Annotated in this window: 19 protein-coding genes; 11 read left to right on the top strand and 8 right to left on the bottom strand. The window is 72.2% G+C overall.

The genetic code is table 11. From position 1 onward, the window contains the following. Window positions 1-37 precede the first annotated feature (37 nt). Complete coding sequence (locus MKK53_RS05575) at window positions 38-802, top strand: NAD kinase (protein ID WP_243927656.1); 765 nt, start codon at window positions 38-40, stop codon at window positions 800-802. A 335-nt stretch (window positions 803-1,137) separates the two neighbouring features. Here the strand turns inward: MKK53_RS05575 and MKK53_RS05570 are convergent, their stop codons facing one another. From MKK53_RS05570 to dnaK, 3 genes are all read right to left on the bottom strand, one after another. Continuing rightward, window positions 1,138-1,776, bottom strand: coding sequence for a class I SAM-dependent methyltransferase (locus tag MKK53_RS05570; protein WP_243927654.1), 639 nt, complete (start codon window positions 1,774-1,776; stop codon window positions 1,138-1,140). Window positions 1,777-1,899: 123 nt separating this feature from the next. Further along, on the bottom strand, window positions 1,900-3,048 hold the full coding sequence (gene dnaJ, locus MKK53_RS05565) for a molecular chaperone DnaJ (protein ID WP_243927652.1): 1,149 nt from the start codon (window positions 3,046-3,048) through the stop codon (window positions 1,900-1,902). Between the two features lie 149 nt (window positions 3,049-3,197). Beyond that, window positions 3,198-5,117, bottom strand: coding sequence for a molecular chaperone DnaK (gene dnaK / locus MKK53_RS05560; RefSeq protein ID WP_243927650.1), 1,920 nt, complete (start codon window positions 5,115-5,117; stop codon window positions 3,198-3,200). Window positions 5,118-5,541: 424 nt separating this feature from the next. On the opposite strand from dnaK, the gene MKK53_RS05555 reads away from it, so the two are divergent. Further along, the gene (locus MKK53_RS05555) at window positions 5,542-6,537 is read left to right on the top strand and encodes a hypothetical protein (protein ID WP_409564275.1); all 996 of its coding nucleotides are present in this window, start codon (window positions 5,542-5,544) and stop codon (window positions 6,535-6,537) included. Between the two features lie 143 nt (window positions 6,538-6,680). Here MKK53_RS05555 and MKK53_RS05550 read toward each other — a convergent pair whose 3' ends face one another. After that, window positions 6,681-7,301, bottom strand: coding sequence for a YqgE/AlgH family protein (locus tag MKK53_RS05550; protein WP_243927648.1), 621 nt, complete (start codon window positions 7,299-7,301; stop codon window positions 6,681-6,683). A 167-nt stretch (window positions 7,302-7,468) separates the two neighbouring features. On the opposite strand from MKK53_RS05550, the gene MKK53_RS05545 reads away from it, so the two are divergent. Together MKK53_RS05545 and MKK53_RS05540 are read left to right on the top strand one after the other, a co-directional pair. Next, window positions 7,469-7,948 carry a peroxiredoxin gene (locus tag MKK53_RS05545; protein WP_243927645.1) on the top strand — a complete coding sequence of 160 codons (480 nt, stop codon included), beginning with the start codon at window positions 7,469-7,471 and terminating at the stop codon, window positions 7,946-7,948. Window positions 7,949-8,027: 79 nt separating this feature from the next. After that, entirely contained in the window at window positions 8,028-8,669 is a 642-nt protein-coding gene (locus tag MKK53_RS05540; RefSeq protein WP_243927643.1) for a DedA family protein, read from the top strand. A gap of 50 nt (window positions 8,670-8,719) precedes the next feature. On the opposite strand, the gene MKK53_RS05535 is transcribed toward MKK53_RS05540, so the two are convergent. Next, window positions 8,720-9,541 (bottom strand): restriction endonuclease, encoded by an 822-nt coding sequence (locus tag MKK53_RS05535; RefSeq protein ID WP_243927641.1) that lies wholly within the window; start codon window positions 9,539-9,541, stop codon window positions 8,720-8,722. A gap of 157 nt (window positions 9,542-9,698) precedes the next feature. Here MKK53_RS05535 and MKK53_RS05530 point away from each other — a divergent pair, with 157 nt between their 5' ends. From MKK53_RS05530 to MKK53_RS05520, 3 genes are read left to right on the top strand one after another with little or no spacing between them, the layout of a single operon-like run. Continuing rightward, complete coding sequence (locus MKK53_RS05530; protein WP_243927639.1) at window positions 9,699-12,407, top strand: bifunctional acetate--CoA ligase family protein/GNAT family N-acetyltransferase; 2,709 nt, start codon at window positions 9,699-9,701, stop codon at window positions 12,405-12,407. Window positions 12,408-12,464: 57 nt separating this feature from the next. Beyond that, the gene (locus MKK53_RS05525; protein ID WP_243927637.1) at window positions 12,465-12,728 is read left to right on the top strand and encodes a type II toxin-antitoxin system ParD family antitoxin; all 264 of its coding nucleotides are present in this window, start codon (window positions 12,465-12,467) and stop codon (window positions 12,726-12,728) included. Then, window positions 12,725-13,033 carry a type II toxin-antitoxin system RelE/ParE family toxin gene (locus MKK53_RS05520; RefSeq protein ID WP_243927635.1) on the top strand — a complete coding sequence of 103 codons (309 nt, stop codon included), beginning with the start codon at window positions 12,725-12,727 and terminating at the stop codon, window positions 13,031-13,033. Before MKK53_RS05525 ends, MKK53_RS05520 begins: the two co-directional genes overlap by 4 nt. Before the next feature lie 54 nt (window positions 13,034-13,087). On the opposite strand, the gene MKK53_RS05515 is transcribed toward MKK53_RS05520, so the two are convergent. From MKK53_RS05515 to MKK53_RS05505, 3 genes are all read right to left on the bottom strand, one after another. Further along, window positions 13,088-13,621 carry a Dps family protein gene (locus MKK53_RS05515; protein WP_243927633.1) on the bottom strand — a complete coding sequence of 178 codons (534 nt, stop codon included), beginning with the start codon at window positions 13,619-13,621 and terminating at the stop codon, window positions 13,088-13,090. Window positions 13,622-13,752: 131 nt separating this feature from the next. Next, a complete protein-coding gene (locus MKK53_RS05510; protein ID WP_243927630.1) occupies window positions 13,753-15,324 on the bottom strand; it encodes a murein L,D-transpeptidase in 1,572 nt (523 codons plus the stop codon). A gap of 88 nt (window positions 15,325-15,412) precedes the next feature. After that, window positions 15,413-16,588 carry an endo-1,4-beta-xylanase gene (locus MKK53_RS05505; RefSeq protein WP_243927628.1) on the bottom strand — a complete coding sequence of 392 codons (1,176 nt, stop codon included), beginning with the start codon at window positions 16,586-16,588 and terminating at the stop codon, window positions 15,413-15,415. 92 nt (window positions 16,589-16,680) lie between these two features. On the opposite strand from MKK53_RS05505, the gene MKK53_RS05500 reads away from it, so the two are divergent. The 4 genes from MKK53_RS05500 to MKK53_RS05485 form a co-directional block, all read left to right on the top strand. Beyond that, window positions 16,681-17,523: an SDR family NAD(P)-dependent oxidoreductase gene (locus MKK53_RS05500; protein ID WP_243927626.1), complete on the top strand. Its 843-nt coding sequence runs from the start codon at window positions 16,681-16,683 to the stop codon at window positions 17,521-17,523. A gap of 188 nt (window positions 17,524-17,711) precedes the next feature. Further along, window positions 17,712-19,190, top strand: coding sequence for a glucose-6-phosphate dehydrogenase (zwf, locus tag MKK53_RS05495; protein ID WP_243927624.1), 1,479 nt, complete (start codon window positions 17,712-17,714; stop codon window positions 19,188-19,190). Window positions 19,191-19,287: 97 nt separating this feature from the next. Then, window positions 19,288-19,485: a hypothetical protein gene (locus tag MKK53_RS05490; protein ID WP_243927622.1), complete on the top strand. Its 198-nt coding sequence runs from the start codon at window positions 19,288-19,290 to the stop codon at window positions 19,483-19,485. Between the two features lie 165 nt (window positions 19,486-19,650). Continuing rightward, on the top strand, window positions 19,651-20,129 hold a 479-nt coding region (locus MKK53_RS05485; protein WP_243927620.1), incomplete at its 3' end, for a PAS domain-containing protein.

Genomic DNA, 20,129 nt, shown 5'->3' with positions numbered 1-20,129 from the left:
GTGACCCCGACGCACCGGCCCGGCCCGACCTAGCGCCATGCGCAGCAAGACCATCGCCTTCGTGGCGAGCCCGACCCGGGACGCCCGCGAGGCCGCCGCCCTGCTGATGCGGCGCTACGCCCATGTCCCGCCCGAGGAGGCGGATGTGGTGGTGGCGCTCGGCGGCGACGGCCTGATGCTGCAGGTGCTCCACCGCTTCATGGACGCGCCGAAGCCGATCTACGGCATGAACCGCGGCACGGTCGGCTTCCTGATGAACGAGTTCGGCGAGGACGACCTGCGCGAGCGGCTGGAGAACGCCCACCGCAGCGTGATCCATCCGCTGCTCATGGAGGCCACCGACACCGAGGGGCGCGCCCACCGGGCGCGGGCGATCAACGAGGTCTACCTCCTGCGCCAGACCCACCAGACCGCCAAGCTGAAGATCTCCGTCGATGGGCAGGTGCGCCTGGAGCAGCTCATCGCCGACGGGGTGCTCTGCGCCACCGCCGCGGGCTCGACGGCCTACAACCTCTCGGTGGGCGGCCCGATCCTCCCCCTCGACGCGAAGCTGCTCGCCCTCACCCCGATCTCGGCCTTCCGCCCCCGGCGCTGGCGCGGGGCGCTGCTGCCGGACTACGCCCGCATCCGGATCGAGGTGCTGGACGCCGCCCACCGGCCCGTGGCGGCGGTGGCCGACCACACCGAGTTCCGGCGGGTCTGCACGGTCGAGACCTCCCTCGACCGCACCACGCAGCTCGTGCTCCTGCACGATCCGGGGCACAGCCTGGACGAGCGGATCCTCCGGGAGCAGTTCGGCTAAGACCCCCTCGGTCGTCACCGCGAGCGAAGGGACCCAGGGCTGCGGGCCGCCGCAGGACGTGGCGCGGCTGGATGGCTTCGCTCTCGCTCGCAAAGACGGCGGGCGTCCGGCGCCCCTCCCCGTCATCGCGAGCGAAAGCGACGCGACCCAGGGCTGCGGGCCGCCGCAAGACGGGGCGCGGCTGGATTGCTTCGCTCGCGCTCGCAAAGACGATGGGCGTCGGATGCACCTCCCCGTCATCGCGAACGGAAGCGACACGACCCAGGGCTGCGGGCCGCCGCAGGACGTGGCGCGTCCCGGCCGCGTCGTGCGCCGGGACGGCGAACGCCTCGGCTTTAGGGCCGGCGGTACACCCACACCCGGGCGGGGGGCAGGTTGAGCCACACCCGGTTGGACGGCGCCGCCGTGTAGCTGCCCGCCTCGCACTTGGCCGGGATCGGCGGGACCACGGCATAGGTGAACTGCACGAAGGGCGAGCCCGGCCGCATCAGGTCGTGGGCGGCGTTCAGCAGGTCGAGGCGCTGCTCCAGGGGCTTGGTGAACAGCGGCAGGCTGGAGATCGTCGCCGCGCCGGGCTCCGTCAGCACCGGGCCGAGGGTGGCGCGGATGTCGTAGGCGTCCCCCCGGATCACCGTGACGCCGGGAAAGCGCCGGGCCAGCAGGCGGCAGAAATCCGGGTTGAACTCCACGAGGATCATCCGCTCGGGGGCCACGCCCCGGCGGATCAGCGCCTCCGTCACCGGGCCGGTGCCCGGCCCGAGCTCGATCACCGGCCCGTCCTGCTGCGGATCGATGTAGGAGGCCATGGTCCGGGCGAGCATCCGGCCCGAGGGCGTCACCGCCCCGGTGACCAGGGGCCGCTCGAGCCACGAGCGCAGGAACCTCGCCTCGTCCTCCAGCGGATCGCGTCGGGGCCCGCGGAGCCGGCCTTCGAGCCCGGAGACCTTTGCACTGGAATGGCGCAGCGGCGGCAAGTCCTGGATTCCCAATGCGGTGAAAGGAGCGACGGCTGAAAAGGTTCTTATCGTCCGGCCGGGGCGCCGCCTAGGGCATGTGCGCCACGGCGGCGCGCCACCTGCGCGGGGCGTGCCGCCCCGTCATGCCTTCGCGGCGCCCCCGAAGAACTCGCGAACCTTGGAAAAGAACCCCGCCGATTCGGGATGATTCTCCGGCGAGGCCGACTGGTCGAATTCCAGCAGCAACTCCCGCTGCCGCTTGGTGAGGCTCTGCGGGGTCTCCACGAAGACCTGGATGTAGAGGTCGCCGACCTCCCGCGAGCGCAGCACGGGCATGCCCTTGCCCTTGATGCGGAACTGCTTGGCCGTCTGCGTGCCCGCCGGGATCCGCACCTGGGTCTGCGAGCCGTCGATCACCGGCACGGTGATCTCCCCCGACAGGGCGGCCGTCACCATCGAGATCGGGACCCGGCAGAACAGGTCGGCCCCGTCCCGCTGGAAGAACTCGTGCGGCTTGATGGAGAGGAATACGTAGAGATCCCCCGACGGACCGCCGCGGACGCCGCTCTCCCCCTCCCCCGCCAGCCGGATGCGCAGGCCGTCATCGACCCCCGCCGGCACGTTGATGGAGAGCGTGCGCTCCCGGTTGACCCGGCCCGCGCCGTGGCAGTTCGGGCAGGGGTCGTCCACGATCTCGCCGCGGCCGTGGCAGTTCGGGCAGGTCCGCTCGATGGCGAAGAACCCCTGCGCCGCCCGCACCCGGCCGTAGCCGCCACAGGTCGTGCAGGGGCGGGGCTTGGAGCCGGCCTTGGCGCCGCTGCCGGAGCAGGTCTCGCAGGTAATCGAGGTCGGGATCTTGATGGTCTCCGCCTTGCCGGCGAAGGCCTCCTCCAGGGAGATCTCGAGGTTGTAGCGCAGGTCCGCGCCGCGCTCGCGCCCCGGCGTGGCGCTGCGGCGGCCGGCGCCCGGCCCCGCCCCGCGGCCGTCGCCGAAGAAGTTGTCGAAGATGTCCGACATGAAGTCGCCGAACTCGTTGCCGAAGCCCGGCCCGCCCCCGCCGCCCTGGCTGAAGGCGGCATGGCCGAACCGGTCGTAGGCGGCGCGCTTCTGCCCGTCGGACAGGCACTGATAGGCCTCGTTGATTTCCTTGAACTTGATCTCGGCTTCCTTGTCGCCGGGATTGCGGTCGGGATGGAAGGTCATCGCGAGCTTGCGGAACGCGACCTTCATCTCGCCTTCCGTGGCGGTCTTGGCGACCCCCAGTACCTCGTAATAGTCCCGCTTCGACATCCCTGCCCTCAGGTGCCTCTTCGTCCGCGTCCGAGCCCGACGAACGCCGCCCCGACCATCCCTTCCGGATGACGGAGAGCGCGGGCCCGCACAAGCGAAGACGGGGCCGGATCGCTCCGGCCCCGCAAAGTTTCAGACCAGCGTGGCGATTAAGCCCGCTTCTTCTGATCCTTGTCGTCGACTTCCTGGAAGTCGGCGTCGATCACGTCGTCCTTCTTCTCCGCGCCGGCCTCGGGCGAAGCCGCGCCCTCCGGCCCGGCCGACTGGCTCGCCGCGTACATCGCCTCGCCGAGCTTCATGGACGCCTGCATCAGGTCCGTGGTGCGGGCCTTGATCGCCTCGACGTCCTCGCCTTCGAGCGCGGTCTTCAGGGCGGCGATGGCCGTCTCGATGGTGCCCTTGTCGGCAGCCGAGACCTTGTCGCCGTACTCCTTCACCGACTTCTCGGTGGAGTGCACGAGGCTCTCGCCCTGGTTCTTCACCTCGACCAGCTCGCGGCGGCGCTTGTCCGCCTCGGCGTTGGCCTCGGCGTCCTTCACCATCCGCTCGATGTCCGAATCCGAGAGGCCGCCCGAGGCTTGGATGCGGATCTGGTGCTCCTTGTTCGTCGCCTTGTCCTTGGCCGTCACGTTGACGATACCGTTGGCGTCGATGTCGAACGTCACCTCGATCTGCGGCATGCCGCGGGGGGCCGGCGGGATGCCGACGAGGTCGAACTGGCCAAGCAGCTTGTTGTCCGCCGCCATCTCGCGCTCGCCCTGGAAGACCCGGATCGTCACCGCGTTCTGGTTGTCCTCGGCCGTGGAGAAGGTCTGGGACTTCTTGGTCGGGATCGTGGTGTTGCGGTCGATCAGGCGGGTGAACACGCCGCCCAGCGTCTCGATGCCGAGCGACAGCGGGGTGACGTCCAGCAGCAGCACGTCCTTCACGTCGCCCTGGAGCACGCCGGCCTGCACCGCCGCGCCGATGGCCACGACCTCGTCCGGGTTGACGCCCTTGTGGGGCTCCTTGCCGAAGAAGGACTTCACCACCTCCTGGATCTTCGGCATGCGGATCATGCCGCCGACGAGCACCACCTCATCGATCTCGGAGGCCGAGACGCCGGCATCCTTGAGCGCCTTGCGGCAGGGCTCGATCGTCCGCTGGACGAGGTCGTCCACCAGCGACTCGAACTTGGCCCGGGAGAGCTTCAGCGCGAGGTGCTTCGGCCCGGTCTGGTCGGCGGTGATGTAGGGCAGGTTGATCTCGGTCTGGGTGGCCGAGGACAGCTCGATCTTCGCCTTCTCGGCGGCCTCCTTGAGGCGCTGGAGGGCGAGCTTGTCCTTGGTCAGGTCGATGCCCTGCTCCTTCTTGAACTCGGCGGTCAGGTACTCGACCACGCGGTTGTCGAAGTCCTCGCCGCCGAGGAAGGTGTCGCCGTTGGTGGACTTCACCTCGAACACGCCGTCGCCGATCTCGAGGATCGAGACGTCGAAGGTGCCGCCGCCGAGGTCGTAGACCGCGATGGTGCCGGCCTTCTTCTTGTCGAGGCCGTAGGCCAGCGCCGCCGCCGTGGGCTCGTTGATGATGCGCAGCACCTCAAGGCCCGCGATCCGGCCGGCATCCTTGGTCGCCTGCCGCTGGGCGTCGTTGAAGTAGGCGGGAACGGTGATGACCGCCTGCGTGACCGGCTGGCCGAGGTGCGACTCGGCGGTCTCCTTCATCTTCTGAAGGGTGAAGGCCGAGATCTGCGAGGGCGAGTACTTCTTGCCGTCGGCCTCGACCCAGGCGTCGCCGTTGTCGCCGCGGACGATCGAGTAGGGGACGAGGCCCTTGTCCTTCTGGGTCATCGGGTCGTCGTAGGTGCGCCCGACGAGCCGCTTGATGGCGAAGAACGTCCGCTCGGGGTTCGTCACCGCCTGCCGCTTGGCCGGCTGGCCGACGAGGCGCTCGCCGTCGTCGGTGAAGGCCACGATGGACGGCGTGGTGCGCGCGCCCTCGGAATTCTCGATGACCTTGGGCTGCGTGCCTTCCATGACGGCCACGCAGGAATTGGTGGTGCCAAGGTCGATACCAATAACTTTACCCATGGTGGGATCCCTCTTCTGTCGCGTTCAAGCAGACCGCCGAGCCCCGGAGCAGCTCGGCCCATGGCATTTCAGAACTCGCGATGGAGACTGACGCATCTGATGTGAGTACGGGACCCGGGCCGGATCAAGGGCCGCGAACGGCCGAGATCCGGCGGATAATCCCGCGTCGTCGGCGATATAAGAACCGCCGCACGGCCCCGCAAGAAGCCTGGGGAGGCCGGCGGCGCGGAAGGGGGCCCGCGGACGGCCGGATGGCCAGGGCGTTCACCCGCCTCGAAATTTCAACCCCGGCCCCCGTCACACCGCATCCGCACAGCCGTAATTTGTTGCTCCGCTGCCACGTCCGCGCCACCGATGGCGTGTTAACCCGGTCGCCAGGGATCGTGACCGGCCCCGCAGGAAAAGAACACCCCAAGAGCCGTCCTTGCCCCCGAGCCCACCCCGTCCCACCCGCATCCTCCTGCTCCCCGCCCTGGCGGCCGGCCTCGTTCTGGCTGTCCCCGCCGGCCCGGCGCAGGCGCAGAACTTCCTCGAGCGCCTGTTCGGCATCAAGCCGGAGCGGGCGCCGCCGCCGACCCTGCGCCCGCCCGAGGGCGCCCCGGTGCCCCCCGCGGGCGTCCCCGAGGAGCCGGGCCAGTCCGCCCCCGAGGCCGCCCGGCCCGCCCCCGTGCCGCGGGCACCGGTGGTGCTCAAGGCCGTGAGCGAGGACGGCCTGATCGGCCAGGACCTCCAGCTCAACGGCACGACGGGCTCCCTCAAGCTCGAACGCGCCGGCACTGGGACCACCGCCGCCGTGACCCTGCCGGGCACCAAGATCTCCCAGCCGACCGAATCGTGCAGCGTGAAGCTCGGGGGCGGCAAGCCGGTCGCCCTGACCTCGTCCGGCAAGCCCGAGGGCGTGCCGCGTTTCGAGGCGCCCGCCGCGGAATGCCCCCTGCGCCTCGACGTGACCGAGGGCGGCGTGCTGGTGACGACGCTCGATGCGGGCCAGACCTGCACCTTCTCCGCGGCCGACTGCACCACGACACCCGTCGGCCTGTGGGGGCCGCCCGCGGCGACCCTGATCCCCCGGGCCGCGGAGTTCGACGCCGCCCGGGGCGTCGCCGACAAGTCGGTGCGCGACAACTACAAGCTGATGACCCAGCGGGCCCGCCGGGAGGACGTGCGCCCGATCGTGGCCGAGCAGGCGGCCTTCTCGGCCGACCGGGAGCAGTTCTGCCGGAGCTACGCCCGCGAGGGCACGCACGGCTTCTGCCACCTGCGCTTCACCGAGAACCGCTCCCTGGCGCTGGCCACCCGCCTCGGCGCCAACACGGCCACCCCCACCGTGACCGCCGCCGCCCCGCGCCGGGCCCGCCCGAAGCCGGCGGTGGAGGGCATGAACCCCGACGTCGGCGGCGGCGCGGCGGAGCCGGAATAGGCCCCACGCCGGGGGGATCCGCCCCGTCATCGCCGGGCGAGGTCACGAGTTCGCCGATGGCGGCCGGGTGGCCCCGGGTGGCCCCGGGTGGCGTCGCCCCGCGGGCGATGACGGCGTGGTGCCTTCGGTCAGGCCGCCCCCGCTCAGGCCCGCCCGACGCTCGCCGAGAGCATGGCGGGGTCGATGCCGTTGCCACGGAGCGTCCGCTCGTATTTCGACTCGAGGTCCGGGTTGAAGATCAGGCTCGGATCCGCCTGGCAGTTGAGCCAGCCGTTGGCCATGATCTCGCTCTCCAGCTGCCCCGCCTGCCAGCCCGCGTAGCCCAGCGCGAGCACCGCGCTGGCCGGGCCCTCGCCGCTGGCGATGGCCCGCAGGATCTCCACCGTGGCGGTGAGGCAGATGCCGTCGTCGATGATCAGCGTCGACTGGGCGATGTGGAAGTCGTCCGAGTGCAGGACGAAGCCGCGCCGCCCCTCCACGGGGCCGCCCATCAGCACCGGCATGTGGCCGACGCGCTCGCGCAGGCGGATCGCGTCCGCCTCCGGGGCCACCTCGAGCTGCACCAGCAGGTCGGGCATGCTGATGTCGGCGGCGGCCTTGTTGACGATGATTCCCATCGCCCCGTCCGACGAATGGGCGCAGATGTAGACCACGGAGCGGGCGAACCGCTCGTCCGCCATCCCGGGCATCGCGACCAGGAACTGGCCGTCGAGGAAGGTCGTGCCGGAGAGCGCGGTCTGCCGGGGAGGAAGGGATGTCGGCATGTCCGCATGCTGGCCCCGCGCCCTGCCGTTGTCCAGCGGACAAAGTGGCCGGCGGCGCGGATCGCCCGGCCCCGTCGCCCGGGGCGGGCGCCTCGACAGGTCGGGCCCGCCACGCTACGTCACAGCCGACCCTGCGGGGGAGCCCCGCCCCACCGGAGAGACCAGAGATGATCCAGGTCGGCGAACACCTGCCGCAGGCGACCTTCCGGGTGATCGGCCCCGAAGGCCCGATGGCGCGCACCACGGACGACGTGTTCAAGGGGCGGCGGATCGTGCTGATCGGCGTGCCCGGCGCCTTCACCCCGAGCTGCCACCGCAACCACCTGCCGGGCTTCGTGCAGCACCGCGAGGAGATCCTCGGGCGCGGCATCGATGCCATCGCCGTCACCAGCGTCAACGACGTGTTCGTCCTCGACGCCTGGGCCAAGGCGAGCGCCGCCGAGGGCATCGAGTTCCTGGCCGACGGCAACGCCGACTTCGCCAAGGCCGTCGGCCTGGAGATGGACGGCACCGGCTTCGGCCTCGGCACCCGCTCGAAGCGGTATTCCATGCTGGTGGACGACGGCGTGGTGAAGGTGCTCAACGTCGAGGAATCGCCCTCGAAGGCCGAGGCGTCCGGCGCCGAGGCGATGCTGAAGCTGCTCTGAGACGGGGGGGGCGGCCCTCTTGACGCCACGTTCTGCGGGCTAGGGCTTTGCCCGCCCGCAGCCGGCTCCTGAGGACCGCATGGCCTTCCTGCACGACCTGCCGATCGCCGACCTGATCGCGAATTACGGCTACATCGCCATCTTCGTGATCATCACGCTGGAGAGCGCGGGCGTGCCCTGCCCCGGCGAGACGGTGCTGATCTCCTCCGCCGTCTATGCCGGCAGCACCGGCAACCTCGACATCGCGGGGGTGATCGCCGCGGCGGCCACGGCGGCGATCCTCGGCGACAACCTCGGCTACTGGGCCGGGCGGCGCTGGGGGATGCCCCTGCTCCTGCGCTACGGCCACCTGATCGCCCTCGACCACGGCCGGCTCAAGCTCGGCCAGTACCTGTTCCGCCGCCACGGCGGGAAGATCGTGTTCTTCGGGCGCTTCACCGCGATGCTGCGGGCCTACGCGGCCCTGCTCGCGGGGGTGAACCGCCTCGATGCCCGCCGCTTCTTCGTCTTCAACGCGCTGGGCGGCATCGCCTGGGCGGCGAGCATGGGCCTCGGCTCCTACTATTGCGGCCGCTCCATCGAGAAGGTCGCCGGCCCGGTCGGCCTCACCCTGCTCGCCCTGGTGGTGTTCGGCGGCGTCGCCCTCTGGGCCTTCGTGCGCCGCCACGAGGCCCGCCTGCTCACCAAGGCCGAGAGCGCGATCCCCGGCCCGCTGGCCTAGCCGGCGCAGGCCGGTCGCCGCCGCCGTCCTCGCCGGGAACGGCCAGCGGTTCAGCCCCCCGGCCGCCCGTCGTCCTCCACCTCCAGCTCCGCCAGCGCGTCATGGTGCAGGAGGAGCACCCCCGTGGCGGCGGCGAGCCGCCGGGCGGCGGGGGTGAAGCCGGCATTCGTGACCACCGCCGCGCGGTCGCCCTCCCAGTAGCGCAGCGCCGCCGCCGCCTCCTGCACCGCGGCGTTGCCCACCGGCCGCCCAAGCCGCTTGCACTGCACGACGAGGCGCAGGCCGTCGCGGTCCGCCACCACGTCCGCCCCCTGGTCGCCGCTGGCGGGCGTGCGGTGGGTGCGCCAGCCCGCCCGGGCGAGGCGCTCGGCGCAGAACCGCTCGTAGGCGATGCCGTCCTCTGGGGCCTCGTCCTCGTCGGGCAGGTCGATCTCGGCCGCCGCCGCCTCGATGATCGCCAGCATGCGCGGACGCTCCCGGAGGAAGAGGTCGGCGTGGCGGGTCCCGAGCTGGGGCAGCACCGTCCGGTCGAGGAAGTAGGCGCATTCGCGCAGCCACCCGTCCTCGATCAGGGTGCCGTAGGCGTCCTCGAACCGCTCCTGCCGCCGCCGCAGGGCCAGGGTCTCCTCGTGGCGCCGGGCGATCCGGCGGACCCGGCGGCGCAGGCGGCGCGGCCGGTCGAGGTGGCGGGCGAGCACCGCCGCGAGGCCGAACCCGGTCCCGGCGAAGGCCGCCGGGCCATACCAGAAGGCCAGGGCGCTGCCCGCCACCCCCGTCCAGAACAGGCGCGCCACGAGGCTCGGCGGGCGGGCCGGCCCCTCGTGGGGGGCGGGCGCGGCGGACGGACCATGGCGCGCGGACGGGCTCGGCATCGGCAACTCGGAGCGATCGTGGGGCCCTCAGCCTCGCAAGCCCCCCTTGCCCGATCCTGAAGCAGCGGGGAAAAGCTGTGGATCACCCGCCGGCCGGCGTGGCCGGAACGGGGATGGCGGGCACACGTTGCGGCGATGGGCCCGGCGCGGGGATGGCATGAGCACCTACCGCTTCGACCGGCTCCTCTCTCCGCGGACGGTGGCCTTCGTCGGCGCGGGCGCGCGCGAGGGCAGCGTGGGCCGCAGCGTGCTGGCGAACCTGCGCCGCTCCGGCTTCCCCGGCGCCCTCCTGCCCGTCCACCCGACCGAATCGGAGATCGACGGGCTGCCCTGCGCCCCGCGGCTCTGCGACCTGCCCTCCGTGCCGGACCTCGTGGTCGTCGCGGTGCCGCCCTCGGGGGTGCCCGACATCGTCGAGGAGGCGGGGCGGCTCGGGGCCGGCGCCGCCATCGTCCTGAGCGCCGGGCTCGGCACGGGGCCCGACGATCCGGGGCCGCGGGCGCGCATCGCCGCCCGCCGCCACGGCCTGCGCCTGCTCGGCCCCAACAGCGCCGGCCTCTGCGTGCCCTCCCGCCACCTCGACGCGAGCCTGTTCGCCCACGTGCCCCCGGCGGGGGACCTCGCCCTGATCTCGCAATCCGGCACGGTGGCCGCGGCCATCGTGGAATGGGCGAGCCTGCGGGGCGTGGGCTTCTCGGCGGTGATGGCGCTCGGCAGCGCCGTCGACATCGACGTCTCCGACTGCCTCGACCATTTCGCCGCCAGCATCCGCACCCGCGCGATCCTGCTCTGCCTCGACCGGGTGGAGGATGCCCGGCGCTTCATGTCCGCCGCCCGGGCGGCGGCGCGGGCCAAGCCCGTGGTGGTGCTGCGGGCCGGGCGGCACCGGCCCTCCGCGGCCGACCGGACCGGGCAGACGGTGACGCATACGGGCGCCCTCGCCCGGCCGGACGCGGTCTACGCCGCCGCCTTCCGCCGGGCGGGCCTGCTGGCGGTGCAGGACCTCGACGAGATGCTGGCCGCCGTCGAGACCCTGGGGCGGCAGCGGCCGTTCCCGGGCAAGCGACTCGCCATCCTCACCAACGGCCGGGGCATCGGCCTGCTGGCAGCCGACCGGCTGGCCGACCGGGCCGGCCTCCTCGCGGAAATCGAGGCGCACGGGCCCCGCCCGGCGGGCAACCCGGTCAACCTCGGCATGGATGCGGGCGGCCCGGCCTTCGCCGAGGCGCTGGCGCCGCTGCTCGCCGACGAGGGCAACGACGCGGTGCTGTCGATCCACGTGCCGACGATCCGCTCCGAGCCCCAGGCGGTCGCCGCCGCCGTGGCCGAGGCGGTGGGCAGCGCGCGCAAGGGGCAGTCCCGCAAGAAGCCCGTCTTCGCCGTCTCCCTGGGCGAGGCCGGCGCGGCGCGGGAGACCTATGCCGGGGCCGGCATCCCGCATTTCTCCACGGATTCCGAGGCGATCGAGGGGTTCCTCCACCTCGTCCGCTACCGGGAGGCGCAGGACGACCTGATGCGCACCCCGGATTCCCTGCCCCGGGACTTCTCCCCCGACACGGAGGCGGCCCGGCGGATCGTCGCCGACGCCCTGCGCCAGGGCGCCTCCTGGCTCGATCCGATCGCCGTCGGCGCCCTGCTCGCCGCCTACCGGATCCCGGCCGTGCCGCTGATCCTCGCCCCGGACATCGACGCCGCCGCCGCCGCGGCCTGGCCGCTGATCGCCGCCGGCGAGGCGGTGGCCCTGAAGGTCGTCTCCCCCGACATCGTCCACAAGTCCGACATCGGCGGCGTCCACCTCGACCTCACCAGCGAGGCCGACGTGCGCGAGGCCGCCCGCCACATCCTCACCCGGGCCCGCCGGGAGCGGCCGGACGCCCGCGTCACCGGCTTCGCCGTGCAGCCGATGGTGCGCCGGGGCCGCCGCCGGGAGCTGATCGCCGGGCTCGCGGAGGATCCGGTCTTCGGCCCCGTGGTGGTGTTCGGCCGGGGCGGCACCGCCGTGGAGGTGATCGACGACCGGGCGCTCGGCCTGCCGCCCCTCGACCTGACCCTCGCCCGCGACCTCATCGCCCGGACCCGGGTGGCCCGGCGCCTCGACGCCTACCGGGACGTGCCCGCCGCCGACCTGCCGGCCATCGCCCTGACGCTCGTGAAGATCGCCCAGCTCGCCGCCGACCTGCCGCAGGTGCGCGAACTCGACATCAACCCCCTGCTGGCCGACGAGACCGGCGTGCTGGCCCTCGACGCGAGGGTGCGGATCGGCCGGCTGCCGCAGGACCGCTACGGCGAGCGGGACCGGCGCGGGGGCGGCCATCCGGGCTTCGCGATCCGCCCCTATCCGGTGGAATGGGTGCGCGTCCTCAACGTCAAGGACCGGACGGTGCAGGTGCGCCCCGTGCGGCCGGAGGACGAGGGGCTGTTCCGGGTGTTCTTCGAAGGGCTCGACCCGGAGAGCCTGCGCCTGCGCTTCTTCGGGCCGGTGCGCGCCTTCAGCCACGCCTTCCTCGCCCGGCTGACCCAGCTCGACTATTCCCGCGCCATCGCCTTCGTGGCTGTGGAGATCGGCCCGGATGGCGGGGAGCGGATGCTCGGCGCGGTGCGCCTCCACGCCGACGCCAACCACGACAGCGGCGAGTACGCCATCGGCGTCGGGCGGGACGCCCGCGGCACCGGCCTCGCCTTCGCGCTGATGCGCCTGATGATCGACTGGGCGCGCTCGGAGGGGATGGGCTGCGTCGAGGGCACCGTATTGGCCGAGAACCGCCCGATGCTCGCCGTCTGCCGCCGCCTCGGCTTCACGCAGACGCGCGACCCGGAGGATCCGGGCGTGCTGAAGGTGAAGCTGGACCTCGCCCGGGGGACGTAGGTCGATGCCCTTGATAACAGTTATCCGCCCATGCCACATTCGGACGGGAGCGCCGCCATGCCCAGCAGTGCCAATCTCGGTCTGCACCTCGAACGCTACGTCACCGAGCTGGTGAAGACCGGCCGCTACAACTCGCGCAGCGAAGTACTGCGCGAGGGGGTGCGCCTCGTCGAAGAGCGGGAGAAGCGATTGGAGGCCCTCGACGCGGCGATCGCCCGGGGGCTCGCCGATGCGGAAGCCGGCCGGGTGGCGCCCCTCGATGAGGTCGCCGACCGGCTCCGCGCCAGATACCGCACGGCCGGTCAGCGCCGGGGCGGATGAAAGTCGTCGTCACCGCCGAAGCCGAGCTGGATCTCGAGCGGATCGGCGATTTCATCGCGCGCGACAACCCCGCCCGGGCACAGACCTTCGTCACGGAGCTGGTGGAGTGCTGCCTGCGGTTGAGCGATACGCCGCGGGCTTTTCCCCTGGTGGCCCGCTACGCCCATACCGGTGTCCGCCGCCGCGTCTTCGGCAGCTACCTGATCTTCTACCGGGTGGACGAGGAGGCCGGGCGGATCGACGTGCTCCACGTCCTCAACGGCGCACGGGAGTACGAGGCGATCCTGTCCACGGACGCACCCTGAAAAAAGGCCCCGCGCGGTGCCGCGCGGAGCCTTCCCACCGACCGGCGGGACGGCTCAGTGGCCGCCATCCGTCGCGTTGCGGGTCGCCTCGAACAGGAACCACGTCCGCTCCTCGGACTGGTCGATCCACTCCTCCAGCAGGGAGGTGGTCGAGACGTCGTTGGCCTCGTCGGTGATCTCGTGCAGCTCGCGCATGTGGGCAGTGAGTGCCTTGTTGTCGTCGCGCAGCTCCTTGAGCATGTCGAGGGGGCTGACATACTCGGCATCGTTGTCGGCCACGCGGGTCAGGGTCTTGGCCTGGCCCAGCGAGCGCAGCACCGTACCGCCGATCTTGCGGGCGCGCTCACCCACGTCGTCGATGATCGCGAAGATCTGCTGGGCCTGCTCATCCATCATCAGATGGTAGTCGCGGAAGTTCGGGCCGCTGACGTGCCAGTGGAAGTTCTTCGTCTTGATGTAGAGGGCGAAGAGGTCCGACAGGAGGACGGTGAGGCCCTCGGCGATCTTCTTGGTGTCGTTCGGATCGAGGTCGGTCGGGGTGTTGAGGCGGTCGCTCTCGATCCGGCTGACCGGGTTGGCCTTGGCCATCGTTCAGGCTCCATCGCTAGGGTCGAAACAGCCGCGTGCCGGTCCTCTCACGAACCGGCCGCGTTCTCCTGGGCAATGGTGAGGCACCCCGTTGGTTCCGCGGTTTCCCCCGCCGCATGGCAGGGCTTCGCTCAGCGGACAGTCTGGAACGGTTCCGAACTGCGGCGGGCGGGCACGGGGGGCGCGGCCGCCTTGGCGGCGGGCGCCCGGCTGCCGACGGACCCGGTCGCCGGCGGATCGGCGGGCCGGGGCGCGGCGGCGGCGGCGGCCGGCGCGGGGGCCGGGGATGCGGCCGGGGACGCGGCCGGCTTGGGGCTGTCCAGCCAGTAGATGTCGTCGCGGAACTGGGCGCGGCCGTCCGCCCCGGCATAGCCGGTGAGGTAGACGAAGGCGACCGGCACGGGCTTCGGCAGCTTGATGTCCCGCCGCTCGCCATCGGCGATGCCGGTCTCGATCTCCATCGCCCCCCAGGTCGAGCCCGGCCCGTTGGGTCCCTCGACCCCTTGGAGCAGCCAGCCCACCAGCTCCTTCACCTGCCCGACGCGGACGCAGCCGTGGCTGTGGAAGCGCACGGAGCGGGCGAACAGCGACTTGGCCGGCGTGTCGTGCATGTAGACGGCAAAGCGGTTCGGCATGTCGATGCGGACCTGCCCCAGCGAATTGTCCAGGCCGGAATCCTGCCGGAGGGTGTAGTTCGCGGCCTTCTCGGTCGCCCAGTCGACCTTCGTCGGATCGACCTCGGTGCCGCCCGGCCCCAGGATGCGGATGCGGTTCTTGGCGAGGTAGCCGGGGTTCTTGCGCATCTGCGGGATGATCTCGTTCTTCACCACGGAGATCGGCACGGTCCAGGTCGGGTTGAAGTTGATGTCGGTGATGCGGGTCTCGACGGTGGGCGTCGCCTTGTCGGGGGAGCCGACCACGGCGACGTAGCGGCGCACGACCTGTCCGTTCTCCACCGCCTCCACGGTGGCCGAGGGGATGTTCACGGCGACGTAGCGCTCGCCGAAGGGGAACTTCGTGCCCATCAGCCGCGCCGCCGAGGCGGCGAGCTGGCGCTGCCGCGTCTCGGCCGGCACGTTGAGGGCATTGATCGTCAGGCGCCCGAGGATGCCGCTGTCCGGCAGGCCGTGCCGGGCCTGGAAGGCCGAGACCGCCGCCACCAGGGGCGGGTCGAGCCGGTCGCTCGCCGGGGCGTCGGCGGGCAGGTCGCCCTCGAGGGTGAGGTGGTGGCGCAGGGCCGGGATCGCCGGATGGCGCTCACCCGGCTTCAGGCTCATCAGGGTGTCGGGCACCTTCTCCCAGCCGCCGGCCTCGGCGAAGGCGGCGTAGCGCTCGGCGGCGCGGAGCGTGTGCAGGAAGGTCTGCGGCGTGAAGGCCGGGACCGGGTCGGCGGAGACCTTGGCATAGACGAGGGGCGCCGGCTCCCGGCTCTTGCGGGCCGCCTCCAGCGCCTTGGCGGGGGCCGCCTCGGGCGAGGGGCTCGGCTGCGCCGCAGGCACCGGGGCGGGCTCGGCCGGCTTCGCGGCAGAAGGCTCCTTTGCCGGCTCTGTTTTGATCGGCTCCCCCTTCGCGGCGTCCTGCACGGGCGGAGGCGCCACGGCGGACACGTCCTGCGCGCCGGCGGGGCAGGCTCCGGTCAGCAGGGCGGACAGGCAGAGGCCGGCCGCGAGGGCGGCACGGGGGCGGCTCGGGGTCGGGACCATACGCGACTCTCCCGACGGCGCCGGAGGCGGCGCGGTCTGCCGCGAGAATGGGCCGCGATGGTTACCAATCCCCTGTGGGGCCACGTCCTCACGTTGTGTTGCGCAGGCGGGCCCGCGCGGCCGAATGATCGGGCGCGGCGCGGAAGGCCGCGATGAGGGCGTCCCGGAATGGTTTCGGGCGCATCCCCTCGTCCAGGGGCAGCGGGCGCTGGCGGAGGCCGTCCCGGCGGCGGTGGTCCGGGTGGTCGTTGAGCCATGTGTCGCCGTCGAACAGGCCCCAGGTGACGACGTTGAGGAGGGCCGGCTCGTCCAGGGCGACGTCGAGAATCCGGCGGACGACATCCGCCACGGCCCTGTCCCGGGCGGCGATGTCCGCCGGGAAGGCCTTGTCGTCGATGTCGAGTTCGGTGATCTCGATGCCGAGGCCCAACTGGCCGAGCTCCCTGAGGAAGCGGCGGAACTTCGTCGCGTCGAACGGGTGGTCGCCCACCAGATGGGCCTGGATGCCGAAGCGGCGGATCGGCACGCCGCGGGCGCGCATCCCCTCCAGCCGCTTCAGGGCGCGGCTGCGCCGGGCCTCCACCCAGTCGAAATCGTGCTCCAGGGAATCCTCGTTCCAGGCCAGGGCCGCCCGGGGATCGGCCTCGCGGGCGAGGTGGAAGGCGAGGTCGACATAGCCCGGCCCGAGGGCGGCGAGCCACGGCGTCTCCCGCAGGCCATCGGGCCGGCGCACGGGACCATAGCCAGCTAATATTTCGTTTACGACATCCCAGGACTCGATCATGCCCCGGTAGCGGCCGGCGACCGTGTCGATCCAGCGGCGCAGGAGGTCCTCGGCCTGCCGGGCGTCCGCACCGGCGAGGCGCGGGGCGACCCAGGCCGGCAGCGCCTCGTGCCAGACGAGGGCGTGACCGCGCAGGTGCTGGCCGTGGGCGCGGGCGAAGCGCACCACCGAATCGGCCGGGGCGAAATCCGTGCGGCCGGGCTCCGGCAGCACCACCGCCATCTTCATCTCGTTGTTGCCGAGCAGCAGCCCGCAATCCCGCGCCAGGATGGTCCGGAAGTCTGGGCTGCGGTTCAGCAGGTTCGAGGGCACGGCGGCTCCGAAGGCGAGGCCCTTCCGGGCCGCCGCCCCCTGCGGCCCGTCCGCCGCCCAGGAGGGCCGCCCGACCGGCCCGAAATCGGCTGCGGCGACGGCCGGGGCGGCGAGGCCGGAGGCCGCTGCCCCGGTGAGGAGGCTCCGGCGGTTCAGGGAGATCGACATCCGCTTCCTCGGCCCCGCCGCCCCGCGGGGCGATGGCCTTCCCGCCGGGCCGCACCATCTCAGGCATGCCGACGAAGATGGAGCACGATGCCATGTCCCGACACCCCGCGATCCGACCCGGCCACAGCGCGGTGGTGACGGGGGCCGCCAGCGGCATCGGCCTCGCCGCCGCGAAGGCCTTCGCCGCCTTCGGGATGAACGTGTGGCTCGCCGACCTGCCCGGGGAGGCCCTGGAAGCGGCCCGGGCCGAGGTCGGCCGCCTCGCCGCCGTGGACGTGCACGCGGTGCCGACGGACGTGTCCGACCGTGGCGCGATGGAGGCCCTGGCCGCCGCGGTGCTGCGCAACGGGCCGCCGGCGATCGTGATGCTGAACGCGGGCATCGAGGCCGGCGGCAGGCTGTTCTCCGACGCGGCCACCTGGGAGCGCATCCTCGGCACGAACCTGTGGGGCGTGATCGACGGCATCCGCGCCTTCGCCCCGGCCATGGCGGAATCGGGCCGGCCCGGTGCCCTCATCGTGTCGGGCTCGAAGCAGGGCATCACCACCCCGCCGGGCAACGCGCCCTACAACGTCTCGAAGGCGGGGGTGAAGGCGGCCACCGAAGCCCTGGCCCACGAGCTGCGCACCCGCGAGGGCTGCGCCACCACCGCCCACCTGCTGATTCCCGGCTTCGTCTATACCGGGCTGGCCAAGGCGCGGGGCGTCGCCGAGAAGCCCGCCGGCGCCTGGACGCCGGAGCAGACCATCGACTTCATGCTGGAGCGGATGGCGGCGGGCGACTTCTACATCCTCTGCCCCGACAACGAGACCACGCGCGACCAGGACGAGAAGCGCATGGCATGGGCGATGGGCGACATCATCGCGAATCGCCCGGCCCTGTCCCGCTGGCATCCGGATCACGCCGAGGCGTTCAAGCGGCACATGGAGGGGTAGGGCCGCCCCTCCTCCGGATCGATCCTCGAGTCCGGCGAGCGTCCCGATTTCGCGTCGAGGACGGCGGGCGGCAGGCCCCGCCCTCCTTCCGCCCTTGGCGCGGCTCCTGCACCGGGGTAAGCCCGCCCCCTCCAGGCTCGTTCGGGAGCCGCACCACGGGGCACGCCGCCACCTCACGGGAGCCGCCTTTGGCCACGACGATCATTCCCGTCGCCTCCTTCGACTGCGTCGTCTTCGGCGCCACCGGCGACCTGACCGCGCGCAAGCTCCTGCCCGCCCTGTACCACCGGTTTCGCGACGGGCAGATCCCGGGGACCAGCCGGATCATCGGCGCCTCCCGCTCGGACCTGACGGTGGAGGCCTTCCGGAAGCATGCCCGCGACGCCCTCAAGCGGTTCGTGACCGCCTCCGACCTGCCGGAGGACGCCCTCGGCGACTTCCTCGCCCACCTCGACTACGTCGCCGTCGATGGGACGGGCGAGGACGGCTGGGCGGATCTGGCGGACAAGCTCGCCGAACGGCCGGACCAGGTGCGGCCCTACTACCTCGCCACCTCCCCCGACCTCTACGGGGCGATCTGCCGGAACCTCGCCAAGCACGGGCTGATCGGCGAGAAGTCCCGCGTCGTGCTGGAGAAGCCCATCGGCAAGGACCTCAAGTCCGCCCAGGCGATCAACGACGCGGTGGGCGAGGTCTTCCCCGAATCGCAGATCTTCCGCATCGACCACTACCTCGGCAAGGAGACGGTGCAGAACCTGCTCTCGCTCCGCTTCGCCAACACCATCTTCGAGCGGCTGTGGACCTCGGACGTGATCGACCACGTCCAGATCACGGTGGCCGAGACGGTCGGCGTCGAGGGCCGCGCGGGCTACTACGACACGTCCGGGGCGCTCCGGGACATGCTGCAGAACCACATCCTGCAGCTCCTCTGCCTGACGGCGATGGAGAGCCCCCTCAACCTCGAAGCCAACTCCGTCCGCGACGAGAAGCTGAAGGTGCTGCGCGCCCTGAAGCCGATCACCGCCCACGACATCCAGGCGGTGACGGTGCGCGGCCAGTACGTGGCGGGGGCGGTGAACGGCCAGCCGGTGACCGGCTACCTCGACGAGCTCGGCCACGAGAGCCGCACCGAGACCTTCGTGGCCATGAAGGTGGAGGTGCAGTCCGGCCGCTGGGCGGGGGTGCCGTTCTACCTGCGCACCGGCAAGCGCCTGCCGCAGAAGCTGTCCGAGATCGTGGTGCAGTTCCGCGCCTCGCCGTTCTCGATCTTCCCCGAGGAGGCGTTCGGCCGCGAGCCGAACCGCCTCGTCATCCGCCTGCAGCCGCAGGAGGGCATGAAGCTCGAGGTGATGACGAAGGACCCCGGCCCCGGCGGCCTGCGCCTGCGCCCGACCGACCTCGACATCTCCTTCGAGGAGACCTTCAAGCAGCGCTACCCGGACGCCTACGAGCGGCTGCTGATGGACGTGGTGCGCGGCAACGCCACCCTGTTCATGCGCCGGGACGAGGTGGAGGCCGCCTGGGCCTGGGCCAGCGGCATCCTCAACGCCTGGGCCGAGCGGCCCGAGGCGCCCCGCCCCTACCCGGCGGGCTCCTGGGGGCCGACGGCCGCCATCGCCCTGATCGAGCGCGACGGCCGCACCTGGCACGAGGAGCTGCGGATCTGAGGCCGGGCGGCTTACGGCCAAGCTGCCCTTTTCCGGCCAAGCCGGCTTCCGACACTGTGCCCCCGCCCGGGACCGGGCGGGGCTCACGGGAATCGCCATGCAGGACCGCCACAGGACCGAGACCCTCGCCGCGGAGCGCCGCCTGGAACGGTCGGTCGATGCCGTGCTGCGGATCATCGACGCCGCCCAGGCCGAGCGGCAGACGGCGCCGATCCGCGACGCGCGTGATCGCCTGGGCCAGGTCTACCGCATGACCCGGCTGGCGCGGGCCAAGGAGCGTCTTCCCGCCCCGTGAGCCCGAATCCCGCCGGGGCCCGCCGCTCGGACGGCGGCGGGGGCCCGGCCCGCGACGCGGACGGAGGCCGGCCGGGGCCATTTCCGCCCAAGGTGTGACACCCGCACCCCTGGCCTGATCGGGCTGCATCGGTAGAACGGTTGGGACCACCGGGACTGCTCACGCTTGAACGACCACGCAGACGGCGCGCGTATCGACGCCGAGATCGCCAGCACCGTCGTCGGCTCGGATCCGTTCGCGGCGGCCGTGCGGGCGACGCGCATGCCGATGGTGATCACCGACCCGCGGCTGCCGGACAACCCGATCGTGTACGTCAACGAGGCGTTCGTGAAGCTGACGGGCTACGGGCGCGGGGAGATCATCGGCCGCAGATGCCGCTTTGTCCAGGGGCCCGAGACGGACCCGGCGGATGTCGGGCGGGTCAGGGACGCGATCGAGCGGCGGGTCACCATCGAGCTCGACCTGCGGAACCGCCGCAAGGACGGGACAACGTTCTGGAACCGGCTGATGGTCTCGCCGGTGTTCGCCGCCGACGGGGAGCTGACCTACTTCTTCGCCTCGCAATACGACGTGACCCTCGAGAAGGAGCGGCTCGTGCTCCTGCAGAAGGACCGGGACGCCCTGGAGGCGGAGTCGGCGCGCCG

It is taken from the genome of Methylobacterium sp. J-076 (assembly GCF_022829405.1).
Lineage (GTDB): Bacteria > Pseudomonadota > Alphaproteobacteria > Rhizobiales > Beijerinckiaceae > Methylobacterium.
This window is presented reverse-complemented; position numbering and strand designations above follow the sequence as displayed.

What these genes read in the sequence shown, in the direction of transcription:
- MKK53_RS05515 (WP_243927633.1), bottom strand. Translation starts at nt 13,621, where the DNA reads ATGGCCAAGGCCAACCCGGTCAGCCGGATCGAGAGCGACCGCCTCAAC.
- MKK53_RS05550 (WP_243927648.1), bottom strand. Translation starts at nt 7,301, where the DNA reads ATGCCGACATCCCTTCCTCCCCGGCAGACCGCGCTCTCCGGCACGACC.
- dnaK (WP_243927650.1), bottom strand. Translation starts at nt 5,117, where the DNA reads ATGGGTAAAGTTATTGGTATCGACCTTGGCACCACCAATTCCTGCGTG.
- MKK53_RS05490 (WP_243927622.1), top strand. Translation starts at nt 19,288, where the DNA reads ATGCAGGACCGCCACAGGACCGAGACCCTCGCCGCGGAGCGCCGCCTG.
- MKK53_RS05545 (WP_243927645.1), top strand. Translation starts at nt 7,469, where the DNA reads ATGATCCAGGTCGGCGAACACCTGCCGCAGGCGACCTTCCGGGTGATC.
- MKK53_RS05530 (WP_243927639.1), top strand. Translation starts at nt 9,699, where the DNA reads ATGAGCACCTACCGCTTCGACCGGCTCCTCTCTCCGCGGACGGTGGCC.
- MKK53_RS05500 (WP_243927626.1), top strand. Translation starts at nt 16,681, where the DNA reads ATGTCCCGACACCCCGCGATCCGACCCGGCCACAGCGCGGTGGTGACG.
- MKK53_RS05535 (WP_243927641.1), bottom strand. Translation starts at nt 9,541, where the DNA reads ATGCCGAGCCCGTCCGCGCGCCATGGTCCGTCCGCCGCGCCCGCCCCC.
- MKK53_RS05520 (WP_243927635.1), top strand. Translation starts at nt 12,725, where the DNA reads ATGAAAGTCGTCGTCACCGCCGAAGCCGAGCTGGATCTCGAGCGGATC.
- MKK53_RS05525 (WP_243927637.1), top strand. Translation starts at nt 12,465, where the DNA reads ATGCCCAGCAGTGCCAATCTCGGTCTGCACCTCGAACGCTACGTCACC.
- dnaJ (WP_243927652.1), bottom strand. Translation starts at nt 3,048, where the DNA reads ATGTCGAAGCGGGACTATTACGAGGTACTGGGGGTCGCCAAGACCGCC.
- MKK53_RS05505 (WP_243927628.1), bottom strand. Translation starts at nt 16,588, where the DNA reads ATGTCGATCTCCCTGAACCGCCGGAGCCTCCTCACCGGGGCAGCGGCC.
- MKK53_RS05540 (WP_243927643.1), top strand. Translation starts at nt 8,028, where the DNA reads ATGGCCTTCCTGCACGACCTGCCGATCGCCGACCTGATCGCGAATTAC.
- MKK53_RS05510 (WP_243927630.1), bottom strand. Translation starts at nt 15,324, where the DNA reads ATGGTCCCGACCCCGAGCCGCCCCCGTGCCGCCCTCGCGGCCGGCCTC.
- MKK53_RS05575 (WP_243927656.1), top strand. Translation starts at nt 38, where the DNA reads ATGCGCAGCAAGACCATCGCCTTCGTGGCGAGCCCGACCCGGGACGCC.